The organism is Paenibacillus sp. CMAA1364 (genome assembly GCF_054373195.1).
Window position 1 is genome coordinate 19333 of the sequence record NZ_JBITNB010000003.1, and the last position, 15226, is coordinate 34558.

Sequence of the window (15226 nt, forward strand, 5' to 3'; positions counted from 1 at the left end):
GAAGTTGTCTAAACCTTTAAGTGGACAGATCGCACTTGTTACAGGAGCTTCACGTGGTATAGGGCGTAGCATAGCTCTAACGTTGGCTGGATTAGGTGCTAATATTGTTGTTAATTATTCAGGCAATGAGACGGTAGCTGAAGAAGTTGTGGCGGAGATTAAAGCCATTGGAGTAGATGCAATTGCGCTCAAAGCAAATGTTGGAAATAAGGAACAAGCTGAACTCTTAATTAAAGAAACCATCACTACTTGGGGTCGTATCGATATACTGGTGAATAATGCTGGTATTACTAGAGACAATCTCATTATGCGAATGAAAGAGGAAGAATTCGATGCTGTGATTGAAACGAACCTCAAAGGTGTGTTTAACTGTTTACAGGCGGTAACTCGTCCTATGATGAAACAACGTTATGGACGAATTATTAATATTTCATCTGTTGTAGGTGTTCTAGGTAATGCGGGGCAAGCCAATTATGTTGCAGCAAAGGCTGGTGTCATCGGTCTTACCAAATCTGCTGCTCGTGAACTTGCTTCACGTGGCATTACGGTCAACTGTGTAGCCCCTGGTTTTATCGACACGGATATGACGAAGGAGTTACCAGAAGAATTACGGAATAAGCTTATTGCAGATGTTCCGCTAACCCGTCTCGGACAGCCTGAAGAAGTTGCCAAAGTAGTTGCATTCTTGGCTTCGGATAGTGCTTCATATATGACTGGACAGACGCTACATGTGGATGGCGGAATGGTAATGTAGCATTTTGAAAAAAATTCTCGTATAATACCAAAGAGGAGGAGGTGAACCGGATGTCCGATGTATTGGAACGCGTAAAACGCATCGTCGTCGATCGCTTAGGTGCTGACGAAGCCGAGGTTACATTAGAATCATCTTTCAAAGATGATCTTGGTGCTGATTCTCTAGACGTTGTTGAATTGGTAATGGAATTAGAAGATGAATTTGATATTGAAATTTCTGATGAAGATGCAGAAAAAATTACAAGTGTGGGAGAAGTAGTTAACTACATACAATCTCATACCTAAATGACACAATGGTAAGTCCCGATCCTGCAAGTAGACGGGACTTACCATATTTATTAATATCAACCTGACAGATAATGATCCACGCTTATAAATAATGAAAATGATAGCATATGCATTCTATATAGAGGTGAGAGCGCTTGAATCAAAGAGTAGTAATAACGGGTATGGGTGTCGTAACTTCCTTAGGAAATGAATTAGATACTTTGTGGGATAATTTGATCGCAGGGAATTCTGGTGTTTCTCAGATTGAGTCCTTTGATGTGAGTGAGTACAATACGCGAATAGCTGCTTCTGTGAAAGAGTTTGATCCTGAGGAGTACGTTGATCGCAAAGAAGTACGCAAGATGGATCGTTTTGTTCAATTTGCCGCAGTAGCTGGTATGAAGGCACTACAGCATAGCGGTCTGGATATTGAGAAAGATTCAAATCCTGAGCGTGTCGGTGTAATCATCGGTTCGGGTATCGGTGGACTAGGTACTTGGGAAGATCAACATAATATCTTGTTACAAAAAGGTCCTAAACGCATAAGTCCGTTCTTCATCCCAATGATGATTGCTAACATGGCTTCAGGACACTTATCTATTTTGTTGGGTGCAAAAGGTCCGAACTCAGCTTCTGTATCAGCATGTGCATCAGGTGCTCACGCCATTGGAGATGCATTCAGATGGATACAAAGTGGTGAAGCGGATGTTATGATCTGTGGCGGGGCAGAAGCAACTATACGTCCTACGGGCGTAGCCGGATTCTGTGCTATGCGTGCGATGAGTACTCGCAATGAAGAACCTGAGAAGGCAAGCCGTCCATTTGATAAGGACCGTGATGGCTTCGTCATGGGAGAAGGTGCTGGTGTTCTTATATTAGAATCATTAGAGCATGCACAGAAACGCGGTGCTAACATCGTAGCTGAAGTTATTGGTTATGGTCTAAGTGCAGACGCGCATCATATGACAGACCCTGATCCGGATGGCCCTGCTCGTTGTATGAAGATGGCGATTAGAACAGCAGGCATCGAACCAGAAGACATCGATTATATTAATGCACATGGAACATCAACAGGTGTAGGTGACAAATCAGAGACCAAAGCGATCAAGCTAGCGTTAGGTGATCATGCTTATAAGGTAGCTGTCAGTTCAACCAAGTCTATGACAGGACATCTTCTAGGTGCAGCGGGTGGTGTTGAAGCCATTATATGTGCTCTATCGTTGCAACATCAGACACTGGCACCAACCATTAATTTGGATGAAGCAGATCCAGAGTGTGATTTGGATTATGTTCCTAATGTTGCTAGACAAGCTGATCTAAATATCGTGATGTCCAACTCATTCGGATTTGGTGGACATAATGCATCCGTTATTTTGAAAAAATTCGATTAATGAAGGAGACGTTGTGATGAGTGGAGATCTGAAGCATATACAAAAACAACTTCAAATCCAATTTCACAATCAGCTTCTATTGAAGCAAGCCTTCACCCACGCTTCTTATGTCAATGAGCATCGTTTCAGTCAGCATCACGATAATGAACGTCTTGAATTTTTAGGTGATGCTGTACTTGAACTTACGGTCTCAGAATATTTATACAATCTGTTTCCTACACGTCCAGAAGGTGAACTAACCAAACTTCGTGCAGCTATTGTCTGCGAACCTTCTTTGGTGAAGTTCGCAGAATCTTTAGATTTTGGGCAGTATGTGTTACTTGGCAAAGGTGAAGAGCTAACAGGAGGACGCAGTCGTCCTGCTTTGCTTGCTGATGTGTTTGAAGCATTCATTGGTGCCCTATATTTGGATCAAGGGCTTGAGGCAGCACGTTCATTTCTAGATCGATTTGTATTTCCGCAAGTATCCGATAATGGAAAACTCCAAATCAGCGATTATAAAACGGAATTACAAGAGTTGACGCAACATCATAATATGGAGTTGTTAGAATATCGAATTGTGGAAGAGCGTGGCCCAGCACATGAACGTGAATTTGTTTCTGAAGTTTATATGGGCAGTCAATGTATCGGCAAAGGTAACGGTCGATCTAAGAAAGAAGCCGAGCAGCAAGCAGCATCGGTTGCATTAAGTCAGTTGAAACAGAGTATATGATAATGAATGTTAGAATCGTTCAATCATAATTCAAGAGCAAAAAGCAGTCTTGGACAAGCGACTTCATTATTAGTCATAGACTGCTTTTTGCTCTTTATTTATGTCTAATGAGAAATGTTGAAAGTGATGATCAATAAAGCATATTGGTACAACAGACAAATATGATATTATTAGCGCTAGAGGTGATTTGGGGACTATGTTCTTGAAACGGATTGAATTAGCTGGGTTTAAATCATTTGCAGACAAAACAGAGTTGGAATTCGTCAGAGGAATAACAGCTGTGGTAGGACCGAACGGAAGCGGTAAAAGTAATATCTCTGACGGTATACGTTGGGTTCTAGGAGAGCAAAGTGCCAAATCACTTCGTGGTGGCAAAATGGAAGATATCATATTTGCTGGAAGTGATACACGTAAAGCTGTGAATTTCAGTGAAGTTTCACTAACTTTGGACAATGAAGATCATATACTACCCCTGGATTATAATGAGGTGACAGTAACGCGTCGAGTTCATCGAAGCGGTGATAGTGAGTATCTGATTAATAAACAACCTTGTCGTCTTAAAGACATTACTGAACTATTCATGGATACGGGTATAGGAAAAGAAGCCTACTCAATCATTGGACAAGGCCGTATTGAGGAGATTCTCAGTACACGTTCAGAAGATCGACGAGGAATATTTGAAGAGGCTTCCGGTATTGTGAAGTATAAATCACGCAAAAAAGAAGCTATGCGTAAGCTTGATGATACAGAGACGAATCTGCTTCGCATTCATGACTTGGTCAGTGAGCTTGAAGTTCAGATTGTTCCGTTGAAGGAACAGTCTGATAAAGCTGTGTACTTCAAAGAACTTCGTGAACATTTAAAGAGTAAAGAGATTTCAATGTATGTCTATCAAATTGAACAAATTCATAGTCAATGGACGGATGCAACAGCGAAGCTCTCGGTGTTACAAGAACAGCAACTTAGACTGTCTACCATTGTATCCGCACATGATGCGAAGCTAGAGAGTGATCGTTCTACATTGCGCAAGCTCGAGCAAGAAGTAGAGTCGTTGCAGAATGAATTATTGCAATATAGTGAAGCTTATGAGAAAAGTGAAGGTTACGGCGAAGTGCTCCGGGAACGCAAAAGAAACCTTGAAAGTCATCGAGAGCAACTCGTAGAAACACTATCGACAGGCGATGAACGAGCGGAAGAGAAGAAGTTAGAATTGTCAACTACCAATAGCAAGCTAATGGCATTGCAAGAAGAACTTAAATCTTTACGTCAACTCCTTGGGGCTGAAGAAGCGAAGCTAATAGGTGTGACGGGTGGCATAAGCCAACAACAGGAAGAAACGTTGAAGAGTTCATTGCTTGAATTGATGAATGAAATGGCACAGGCACGTAATGAAATTCGTTACACAGATCAACAACAAGAGACCTTATCCCGTCGTATGAATCGTGTAGAGGAAGAGACGGAAAAGCTAGAAATGCAGAAAGAAGAGTTGTTGCAACGTAAAATAGAATTAGATCGTTTACTAGAAAAATTCACAAATGAACTTAAAGAACTCCGTGGGGGATATATTACGCAGAGTGAACGATATCAATCCACTCAGAAACAATTAGAAGAAAGCCAAGGAACGTTACGTAAATGGGAACAGAAGAGAGAAGCACAAATATCAAGGCGAGATACGATGAAGGAAATGCAAGATGACTTTGATGGATTTATGTTGGGGGTTAAAGAGGTTCTAAAGGCTTCACGCAAATCTGTACTTCAAGGTGTACATGGAGCCGTTGCTGAACTCATTGCCGTACCGGAAAAGCTAGAACAGGCCATGGAGACGGCTATGGGCGCTTCACTTCAACATATTGTCATGGAGAATGAATCTTTATCAAGACAAGCAATAACATTTCTGAAGCAACGTCAGTTAGGTCGAGCAACATTCTTACCACTCGATGTTATGAAGGCGAGAAATATATCAGTAACGGATCGTGCAATAATTGAAAGTGTTGGAGGGTTCGTCGGCATTGGGTCTGAATTAGTTCAGTTTGATGCCATGTTTGCACCAGTGATAGGTAGTCTCTTGGGCAATGTTGTCATTGCAGAAACGCTTGAATACGCCAACAAAATTGCTGCTAAGTGTCAATATAGATACAGAGTAGTTACCCTTGATGGTGATATCGTTAATGCAGGTGGTTCAATGACTGGTGGAAGTCAACATAAAAAGAACAATCATTTGCTGAGCCGCAAGCGTCAATTGGATGCTCTAGATCAAGAGATCGTAGATACGGAGAAACAGCTTGTTAAGCTTCAAGAAGTAATTCACCAGTTGAAGAATCAATTGAATCAGATTCAGACTAAACTAGATGAACTTCGTCAAGCTGGGGATGAGAAACGAATAGAAGAACAGCAAACTGCGGGGGATATGAAGCAACTCGAACATGAGCTAAGGCATGTCATGGAGCAAGTTGAAGTCTCTGGACATGAGCAAAGTGGATTTACGGAAGAAACGAAAGGTTTTGTTCATAACCGAGAACAAGCAATCCAAAAGTTAGCTGAGCTAGAACAACAAGAGTTGTCTGTTCATCAGGCTTTGGGAGCAGCTGAGTTCGCTCGTAAAGCGAATGAATCAGCTAAGGATGTGTTGCAGAACCAATTAACACAGCTCAAAGTGAAAGAAGGAAAGCTTGATCAAGAGTGTTTCTCGCTGGAAGAACATCTTCGACGTATCCAGACAGACTTCAATTCACGAGATAGAGATCTGAATCAGACGAAAAAGATGTTAGCTTCGATTGAAACAGACTTAGCGACAAACGTGAATGAATCCATAGGACAGATTGAGAGTCTGAATCAGTATAAATTGAAGAAAGATGCATCTTCCGAACAACTTGACTATCGAAGAGCTGCTAGGATGAAGCTCTCCCAAAAGTTAGAGTTAGAAGAGAACGAAACAAAAGAGCAACGCGTGGAACTACGTAAGATAGATGAACAACTTCGGCAGACGGAAATCGGAGTGAATCGGTTGGATGTGGAACTGGACAATATCTTAAAGAAACTGAGTGAGGATTACGAGCTTAGTTATGAATTAGCTAAAGAACGATATCCGATTCCTGAAGATGTGCCTTTCGTTCAGAATGAAGTGAAAGAATTGAAACGCAAGATATTATCACTTGGTGAAGTGAATCTCGGGGCGATTGAAGAATATCAAAGAGTAAATGAACGCTATCAATTCTTAAATGAACAGAAAGAAGACTTAATTGGTGCAAAGACGATATTGTACGAAGTGATCCGTGAAATGGATGATGAAATGTCCAAGCGCTTCAAAACGACCTTTGATGCCATTCGAACGGAGTTCCGAACCGTATTCGTCAAGCTCTTTGGTGGCGGTAGAGCAGATCTTGTTCTTATTGATCCAGAACATATGCTGGATACCGGTATTGATATCGTTGCACAACCACCTGGAAAGAAGCTGCAGAACTTACAACTTCTCTCTGGCGGGGAGCGTGCCCTTACCGCCATGGCACTTTTATTTGCTATACTTCAAGTGAAGCCGGTTCCTTTCTGTGTATTGGATGAAGTAGAAGCAGCTTTAGATGAAGCTAACGTTGTTCGATTCGCACAGTACTTACGTGAATTCTCTGAACAAACGCAGTTCATTGTGGTTACGCATCGTAAAGGTACGATGGAAGAAGCAGACGTGTTATACGGAGTTACCATGGAAGAGGGCGGCGTCTCCAAGTTAGTGTCAGTTAAGTTGGAGGACGAAGAAGCGGTCATGGTATAATGATAAAAGATGACTAGATAAATAGATGGAGGAATCATATGAGCTTCTTTAAAAAATTAAAAGATAGTATTTCAAGCAAAACAGATGTTGTAACCAAGCAATTTAAGGACGGTCTGGAAAAGACAAGGAAAGGGTTTGCCGAAAAGGTATCAGACCTTATGATACGTCGCAAGAAAATAGATGAGGAATTCTATGAAGAACTTGAAGAAATTCTTATTGGTGCGGATGTTGGTGTAAATACGGTAATGATGTTAATCGACGAATTGCGTGTGGAAGTGAAGAAACAAAAGATTGAGAATGCTTTAGAATTACAACCGATCTTATCTCAAAAGCTAATGGAACTGCTTCGTGGCGATGATGATAATGTACTTCATATGAACAAGGATGGCATTACGGTTATTCTTTTCGTAGGTGTAAATGGTGTCGGCAAGACGACAACCATTGGTAAATTAGCACATCGATTCAAACAAGAAGGTAAAAAGGTTCTTTTAGCAGCTGGAGATACCTTCCGTGCTGGAGCTATTGAGCAACTTGAGGTGTGGGGTGAACGAGCAGGTGTCGAAGTGATCAAACAACAGTCAGGTTCAGACCCAGCAGCCGTCATGTTCGATGCTATACAAGCAGCCAAACAACGACAAGTCGATGTATTAATCTGTGATACTGCGGGACGTTTACAGAGCAAATCGAACTTAATGGAAGAGTTGAATAAAATTTATCGGGTCATTCAACGTGAAGTGCCCAGCGCACCGCATGAAGTATTGATGGTGTTAGACGCGACCACAGGACAGAACGCTTTAAGTCAGGCCAAGCTCTTCGGTGAGAAGAGTGGAGTGACAGGTCTTGTGTTAACCAAGCTAGATGGCACAGCTAAAGGGGGAATCGTTGTTGCGATTCGTCAAGAAATGAATATACCAGTCAAATTAGTAGGATTGGGTGAGAAAATGGAAGATTTACAACCATTTGATTCTCAACAATTCGTTCATGCGTTGTTCGCTGGGTTAATACAAGATGAAGAAGAAAGTGATGAATTATCATCTCAAGGGGAGTAATGATCAATGGCGAATACACATACGTATAGTCGGCGTGAGGAATTAGTAAATGCGATTACACATGGTATTGGAGCAGTCTTAAGTATTGCGGCACTCGTCTTACTTATAGTGTACGCAAGCTTGGAAGGGACAGCATGGCATGTTGTTAGTTTTACCATTTATGGCGTGACCATGCTGGTATTATACTTGAACTCAACATTGGTACACAGTTTCAAAGAAGGAAAAGTAAAAGATTTATTCGAATTTTTTGATCATTCTTCTATTTATCTGTATATCGCGGGTTCCTATACACCATTTATGCTCGTTGCCATTCGAGGCCCTCTAGGATGGACTTTGTTCGGTATTGTCTGGGGGTTTGCTGTTCTGGGATGTCTTTTCAAAGTGTTCTTTGTGAAAAAATTCCTTTTCATGTCCACCGTTTTCTATATATTAATGGGCTGGCTTATTGTCATTGCGTGGACACCGTTAACAGAAGCTGTCCCTATGGGAGGCATGATTCTTCTTGCACTAGGTGGAGCAATGTATACGTTGGGAACCATATTCTATGTGTGGAGAGGATTTCCATATCATCATGCCGTTTGGCATTTGTTCGTATTAGCAGGAAGTATTCTACATTTCTTCTCCGTATTCTTATACTTATTACCAAGTTAATCGCTGTTGAATTTCAGAATCGAATAAGAATGATTTTCCAATGAAGATGACAAGGACTTTCGCTTGACATCTTCATTTGATTTAGGTATTATTAAATTCGTTGAGTGTAAAGTGTTTTTCCTTGACGAAGGGGGTGTCCTCAATGACTCAGGAAGATAAGCTTGAGAAGACCAACCGAATTAATCAACTATTTGATTTCTATGAACATTTATTAACAGATAAGCAACAAATGTTTTTGAAATATTATTTTCATGATGATTTTTCCCTTGGGGAAATTGCAGCGGAGTTCAATATTAGTCGCCAAGCGATCTATGAACATATTAAACGGGCCGAGCAAGTGCTGAATATTTACGAAGAGAAGCTGAGTCTACTGAAGAAGTATGAACAGCGTAGGGATGAATTAGAGAGATTACGCCAGTTGATGGAGACATCGAATGCTTCTACTGCAGATAAAGAAAAAATGATGCTTATGCTAGAACAATTGAAAAGCTATGAATAAAAGGCAAGGAGGTGGCGGCGAATGGCGTTTGAGGGATTAACAGGCAGGCTACAGAACGTGTTTAGTAAGCTACGTGGTAAAGGTAAAGTATCCGAAGAAGATGTAGGCGAAGCGATGCGGGAAGTGCGTCTTGCTCTATTGGAAGCGGACGTTAATTTCAAAGTAGTCAAAGAATTCGTTGCCAAAGTAAAAGAGAAGTCCATTGGTAAAGAAGTCATGGACAGCTTTACTCCAGGCATGGTTATTATTGATATTGTGAATAAGGAATTATCCGAACTGATGGGTGGAAGTCAAGCTAAGCTTGCGAAGGCTAATAAACCACCTACAGTTATTATGATGGTAGGACTCCAGGGTGCAGGTAAAACAACCACTTCTGCTAAATTAGCTAAATTGCTTCAAAAGCAGAACAGTCGTCCATTGCTTGTTGCAGGTGATATCTATCGTCCAGCGGCAATTAAGCAGTTGGAAGTGCTAGGAGAACAGATCAAAGTTCCTGTCTTTACGCTTGGTGATCAAGTGAGCCCTGTGGAAATTGCTAAGGCAGCTTTGCAACATGCAAAAGATAATGGGAATGACTATCTGATTATGGATACGGCAGGACGCTTGCATATTGATGAGACGCTCATGGAAGAATTGAGTCAGATCCATGCAGAAATTACACCTGATGAAGTATTGCTAGTCGTTGATTCAATGACAGGTCAAGATGCTGTTAACGTCGCTAGTAACTTCAATGATCAATTGGGATTAACAGGCGTTGTTCTAACGAAACTAGACGGTGATACGCGAGGTGGAGCAGCACTTTCTGTTAAAGCTGTAACAGGCTGTCCCATTAAATTCGTCGCTTTAGGTGAGAAGATTGATGCATTAGAGCCATTCCATCCAGAACGTATGGCATCTCGAATTCTTGGCATGGGCGATATGCTGTCTCTTATCGAGAAAGCACAATTAAACATCGATTCAGATAAGGCCAAAGAAATGGAACGTAAGATGCGTAATGCAGAATTTACGTTTGATGATTTCTTGGAACAGATGGATCAAGTCAAGAAAATGGGCCCTCTCGATCAAATCATGGATATGATTCCTGGGATGGGGAAGATGAAGCAAGCTAAAGACATCAAAGTGGATGATAAGCAAATGGGTCGCATTGAAGCCATCGTGTTCTCCATGACGAAGGAAGAGAAACAACGACCTGAGATTATTGATCACAAACGACGTAAGCGGATTGCATTGGGTAGTGGTACGAATATTGCTGAAGTGAACCGTCTTATTAAGCAATTCGATGAGATGCGGCGCATGATGAAGCAATTCTCGGATATGATGGGGCCTAAAGGACCTAAAGGAAAAGCCATGAAGCAATTAAAAGGTTTAGCAGGAAAAGGCGGCATGAAGTTTCCTTTTCGTTAAAATAAGTTGTTGATTCTATTGAAGGAGGTGAATTTTGTGTCAGTACGTATACGTCTTAAACGCATTGGTGCCCATAAGGCTCCTTTCTACCGTATCGTGGTTTCGGACTCTCGTTCCCCACGTGATGGTCGTTTTATCGAAGAAATTGGTTACTACAACCCGATCGTTGAACCGGCAGTAGTTAAGATTGATGAAGATAAAGCTTTGGCATGGCTTCAAAACGGTGCACAAGCATCCGATACAGTTCGTAACTTGCTTAGTAAAGCAGGAGTAATGAAGAAGTTCCATGATCTTAAGTTACAGAAATAATGACTGATGATAAGGAGTATCTATGGAAGAATTAGTTGGTGTTATTGCTAAGGCTTTGGTGGATCATCCTGAAGATGTGACCGTGAAAACGGTAGAGAAGGATCATCTTGTTGTCTATGAATTGTCTGTTCATCCTAGTGATGTAGGAAAAGTCATTGGCAAACAGGGTAGGATAGCTAAAGCGTTACGCACGGTTGTCACATCTGCAGCAGTCAAAATGGACAAACGTGTAACCGTGGATATTATATCTTAAAGATATACAAAAGGGGGTTAGGATGAATGTCCTAATCCCCTTTTGTACATGCTGAGAACATAAGTTGACATATATTTGTTTTATTTTGTGAAAAGAGCATATTTGTGTAGGAGGAGAACATGTCAGAACAATTATTGACTGTTGGTAAATTGGTGAACACGCATGGCATTAAAGGAGAAATTAAAGTTCTAGCGATTACTGATTTCCCTGAACAACGTTTCGCACCTGGGAAGCGTTTATTCTTGATTCCAGCTGATGGCACACCATCATTTTGGATTACGATTGTATCTTCGCGATTTCATAAGAATACGTATATTGTCAAATTAGAAGGATATACGAATATCAATGAAGTGGAGAAATACAAAGGAAGTATGCTTAAAGTATCGCAGGATGACCTTGTAGATTTACCGGACAATGAGTATTACTATCACGACATTATAGGATGTAGCGTATTTACAGATGAGAATGAAGATAAGCCACTGGGCGTTATCATTGAAATTATGAAACCGGGTGCTAATGATGTGTGGGTAGTGAAACCTGCAACGGGTGCAGATATTCTAATTCCAGTCATTGATGATGTTGTCTTGGACGTGGATGTGAATAGTAAGAAGGTTAAGATTCATCTCATGGAAGGATTGTTATAAATGATGAAGGTAGATGTTCTTACTCTATTTCCAGAGATGTTCACAGGTGTATTTGAGAGTAGTATTTTGGGAAAGGCGAACGACAAAGGGATTGTGTCATTAAATGCAATTAACTTTAGAGACTTCGCCTTGAATAAACATCATACAGTCGATGATACGCCTTATGGTGGTGGAGGGGGCATGGTACTTAAGCCTGAGCCTATATTTGCTGCGGTAGAACATGTACTGACATCTGTTTCAAATCCCCCACGTGTCATCTTGATGTGCCCACAAGGAGAAACATTTACACAAAGAAAAGCAGAAGAGTTATCCAAAGAAGAGCACCTTATTTTCATATGTGGGCATTATGAAGGGTATGATGAACGTATCCGTGAGCATCTCGTCACCGATGAATTGTCTGTGGGGGATTATGTGCTGACAGGTGGAGAAATACCTGCCATGACTGTGATTGATGCTGTCGTGAGATTGCTACCAGGTGTACTAGGAAATGAAATGTCTGCCGTTACTGATTCATTCAGTACAGGACTATTAGAATATCCTCATTACACTCGTCCAGCGGAGTTCCGTGGTTGGAAGGTACCAGATATGTTATTAAGTGGTCATCATGCTAACATTGAGGTGTGGCGAAGACAGCAAGCGTTGAAGCGTACCTTTACACGTCGACCTGAGCTTCTCGATAAGCTTACACTCACGGTTCAAGATAAGAAATATATAGAACAGTTAAGAAATAATATCAATTAAATGATGAGTTTGATCAGAGGAGGAACAGGATGAGTTATCCAAATTACTTTGAAGAACGCAAAGAACAACAGCTTACAGAATTAAAAGAATGGTTAGCTATTCCAAGTATATCCGCTTTATCTGAACACAAATCAGATGTATTGCGCGCAGCAGATTGGCTCGCTAATTCATTAACAGAAGCAGGTCTAGACAATGTGAAGATTCATAAGACGAATGGTCACCCCATTGTATATGCTGATTATTTGCATGCACCTGGTAAACCAACAGTGCTTGTATACGGCCACTATGATGTACAACCGGTTGATCCCCTTCATTTATGGGAGACACCGCCGTTTGAACCGACTATTCGAGATGGTAAGATTTATGCACGCGGAGCAACGGATGATAAAGGTCAAGTTTTCCTACATATTAAGGCTGTTGAGGCGATGTTGAAACTAGATAAGGAACTTCCAGTGAATATTAAGTTCTGTATCGAGGGGGAGGAAGAAGTATCTAGTCCTAACTTACCCTCATTTCTAGAGCAACATCGTGAGGAATTGTCAGCGGATGTTGTACTGATCTCTGATACTTCTCTTCTTGAAAAAGGAAAACCGGCGATTTGCGTAGGGCTACGTGGGTTATGTTCGTTAGATGTTCATGTCACGACAGCGAACACAGACTTACACTCAGGGTCCTATGGCGGTGGTGTGCCTAACGCACTACATGCGATGATCGAGCTATTGTCAACATTGCATGACAATCAAGGTCGAGTGGACGTGGATGGATTCTATGCCGATGTGCCTGAATTGACAGACGCGATGCGAGCTGAATTTGTCAAACAAAATATTGATGAGTTGAAGTTGCAAAACGCTCTTGAACTTGAGGCGCTGTATGGTGAAGAAGGATTCTCATTCGTTGAAAGAACTGGAGCTCGTCCAACCTTAGAATTAAATGGTGTATATGGCGGATTCCAAGGAGAAGGTTCGAAAACTGTAATCCCAAAAGAGGCACATGCTAAAATTACATGTCGACTCGTTGGATACCAGAATCCGCAAGATATTCTGGACAAAATTGAACTGCATATTCTTACCCATGTTCCACGAGGTGCTAAGGTCATTGTGACACAAGGCGAAAAAGGAAATCCATTTACGATTGATCCTGCAACACCGATGTTGCAGAAGGCCGCTGATGCATTTAAGAGTGTGTACGGTGTAGCTCCCGTATTCACCAAAGATGGAGGGTCCATTCCAATAGTTGAGACTTTCGGCAGATTATTATCTGTTCCGGTTGTGTTAATGGGGTTTGGTCTTCCAGATGAGAATCTTCATGCCCCGAACGAGCATTTCAATCTGGATAACTTCGATAAGGGACTATTAACGATTGTAGAATTTCTACAAAAAGTATAGTGATATAAATGTAAAAATTGTTGCACGATAATCAGAAACTATGTTATAATAAGTCCTGTTGTGTATGACTACGGTGGTCCTCTGTCCATAATGAAGGAGAAGAAGACTTCTCCAGAAGAAGCAAGAACACCTGTATGGAAGGAGGGAATTCTAATATGAATATCCTACAAGCGATTACTCAAGATCAAATTCGCACAGATTTGCCAAACTTTCGCCCTGGAGACACTTTGAAAGTACATGTAAAAGTTATCGAGGGATCACGTGAGCGTGTCCAATTGTTCGAAGGTGTTGTAATTCAGCGTCGTGGTGGTGGAATCGGAGAAACTTTTACAGTACGTAAAATTTCTTACGGTGTTGGTGTGGAAAGAACATTCCCACTTAACTCGCCTAAGCTCGAGAAGATTGAAGTGGCTCGTCGTGGTAAAGTTCGTCGTGCTAAATTGTTCTATCTTCGTGAACTACGCGGTAAAGCTGCAAGAATTAAAGAAAAGCGCCGTTAATTTACGGACAATGTTAAGGGGCTTGTTTGCAAGTCCCTTTTCTTTTAAATTAAATAGGGTATACGAATGTCGAATACCTACAATTATAATGATAAAAAGTATGAACTACGTCAAACTATCGCATTTCAGTTTCTACTTGTCAGGCTCATAAGCTCCGCTAAGGAGCTTATGTTTTTTTTGAAATACAATGAATGTTCATCAACCCCATTGTATATATATTTCATCCAATTAAATGCAAGAGAGGGCTGGCGAGTAATGCAACAGGACTTGGATATAGAAGGCAATACAGATGAATTCAAAGAACAAGATCGTAAACCATCGAAACAAGGGAATAATGAAGTGATGGAGTGGCTGAAGGCTATTGTTATTGCAGTGGTTCTGGTTTTTCTTATTCGTTGGCTTCTTTTCAAACCATTTATTGTTGATGGACCCTCTATGAAACCTAGTTTTCACACGGGTGAGCGTTTAATCGTTAATGAGATCCTTTATGACATTCGGGACCCCAAGCATGGGGAAGTTGTTGTGTTTCACGTTCCTTCTGAAGGGCGGGACTTTATTAAACGAGTGATTGGTGTTGCTGGTGACACGGTAAAAGTTGAAGGCGATACGGTGTATGTGAATGGGGAACCTATTGAAGAGCCCTACATAAAAGCTGAAGTTGATCTCAGACATGAGCAAAATTTAACTTATAATAATAAAGATTTCCCTAATGATTATTTTCCTGATGGCACAGTACCTGAGGGACATATTTTCGTCATGGGTGATAACCGTTCAGATAGTACAGATAGCCGAATGATAGGATATGTCCCACTTGGTGACATTGTTGGCCGAGCAGATGTGATCTTTTGGCCAATGAAAGATATAGAATGGATTAACCATTAAACCCATAAAACGTATGGAAA

At 41.1% G+C, this 15226-nt stretch carries 16 protein-coding genes; all 16 read left to right on the top strand.

Going from position 1 to position 15226, the window contains the following annotated elements; genetic code table 11:
• The first annotated feature begins 4 nt into the window (after nucleotides 1-4).
• Nucleotides 5-754, top strand: coding sequence for a 3-oxoacyl-[acyl-carrier-protein] reductase (fabG, locus tag ACH8E3_RS03470; protein WP_458631214.1), 750 nt, complete (start codon nucleotides 5-7; stop codon nucleotides 752-754).
• A gap of 50 nt (nucleotides 755-804) precedes the next feature.
• Entirely contained in the window at nucleotides 805-1038 is a 234-nt protein-coding gene (gene acpP / locus ACH8E3_RS03475) for an acyl carrier protein (RefSeq protein WP_044877691.1), read from the top strand.
• A 137-nt stretch (nucleotides 1039-1175) separates the two neighbouring features.
• Nucleotides 1176-2411: a beta-ketoacyl-ACP synthase II gene (gene fabF, locus ACH8E3_RS03480; RefSeq protein WP_458631215.1), complete on the top strand. Its 1236-nt coding sequence runs from the start codon at nucleotides 1176-1178 to the stop codon at nucleotides 2409-2411.
• A 16-nt stretch (nucleotides 2412-2427) separates the two neighbouring features.
• Nucleotides 2428-3123, top strand: a complete 696-nt coding sequence (gene rnc / locus ACH8E3_RS03485; protein WP_458631216.1) for a ribonuclease III — start codon at nucleotides 2428-2430, stop codon at nucleotides 3121-3123.
• 196 nt (nucleotides 3124-3319) lie between these two features.
• Nucleotides 3320-6889, top strand: a complete 3570-nt coding sequence (gene smc, locus ACH8E3_RS03490) for a chromosome segregation protein SMC (RefSeq protein WP_458631217.1) — start codon at nucleotides 3320-3322, stop codon at nucleotides 6887-6889.
• Between the two features lie 38 nt (nucleotides 6890-6927).
• Complete coding sequence (gene ftsY, locus ACH8E3_RS03495) at nucleotides 6928-7938, top strand: signal recognition particle-docking protein FtsY (protein ID WP_458631218.1); 1011 nt, start codon at nucleotides 6928-6930, stop codon at nucleotides 7936-7938.
• 6 nt (nucleotides 7939-7944) lie between these two features.
• Nucleotides 7945-8589, top strand: coding sequence for a PAQR family membrane homeostasis protein TrhA (gene trhA / locus ACH8E3_RS03500; protein ID WP_458631219.1), 645 nt, complete (start codon nucleotides 7945-7947; stop codon nucleotides 8587-8589).
• Nucleotides 8590-8731: 142 nt separating this feature from the next.
• Complete coding sequence (locus ACH8E3_RS03505) at nucleotides 8732-9088, top strand: putative DNA-binding protein (protein WP_458631220.1); 357 nt, start codon at nucleotides 8732-8734, stop codon at nucleotides 9086-9088.
• 21 nt (nucleotides 9089-9109) lie between these two features.
• A complete protein-coding gene (ffh, locus tag ACH8E3_RS03510; protein ID WP_458631221.1) occupies nucleotides 9110-10492 on the top strand; it encodes a signal recognition particle protein in 1383 nt (460 codons plus the stop codon).
• 36 nt (nucleotides 10493-10528) lie between these two features.
• Nucleotides 10529-10801, top strand: coding sequence for a 30S ribosomal protein S16 (rpsP, locus tag ACH8E3_RS03515; protein WP_458631222.1), 273 nt, complete (start codon nucleotides 10529-10531; stop codon nucleotides 10799-10801).
• A 22-nt stretch (nucleotides 10802-10823) separates the two neighbouring features.
• Nucleotides 10824-11054: a KH domain-containing protein gene (locus ACH8E3_RS03520; RefSeq protein WP_458631223.1), complete on the top strand. Its 231-nt coding sequence runs from the start codon at nucleotides 10824-10826 to the stop codon at nucleotides 11052-11054.
• A 119-nt stretch (nucleotides 11055-11173) separates the two neighbouring features.
• Complete coding sequence (gene rimM / locus ACH8E3_RS03525; RefSeq protein ID WP_458631224.1) at nucleotides 11174-11698, top strand: ribosome maturation factor RimM; 525 nt, start codon at nucleotides 11174-11176, stop codon at nucleotides 11696-11698.
• Nucleotides 11699-11701: 3 nt separating this feature from the next.
• Nucleotides 11702-12439: a tRNA (guanosine(37)-N1)-methyltransferase TrmD gene (gene trmD, locus ACH8E3_RS03530; protein ID WP_458631419.1), complete on the top strand. Its 738-nt coding sequence runs from the start codon at nucleotides 11702-11704 to the stop codon at nucleotides 12437-12439.
• A gap of 29 nt (nucleotides 12440-12468) precedes the next feature.
• Nucleotides 12469-13824 carry a dipeptidase gene (locus ACH8E3_RS03535; RefSeq protein ID WP_458631225.1) on the top strand — a complete coding sequence of 452 codons (1356 nt, stop codon included), beginning with the start codon at nucleotides 12469-12471 and terminating at the stop codon, nucleotides 13822-13824.
• A 155-nt stretch (nucleotides 13825-13979) separates the two neighbouring features.
• Nucleotides 13980-14324: a 50S ribosomal protein L19 gene (gene rplS / locus ACH8E3_RS03540; RefSeq protein WP_458631226.1), complete on the top strand. Its 345-nt coding sequence runs from the start codon at nucleotides 13980-13982 to the stop codon at nucleotides 14322-14324.
• A gap of 342 nt (nucleotides 14325-14666) precedes the next feature.
• The gene (gene lepB, locus ACH8E3_RS03545) at nucleotides 14667-15206 is read left to right on the top strand and encodes a signal peptidase I (protein WP_458631420.1); all 540 of its coding nucleotides are present in this window, start codon (nucleotides 14667-14669) and stop codon (nucleotides 15204-15206) included.
• The last annotated feature ends 20 nt before the right edge of the window (nucleotides 15207-15226 follow it).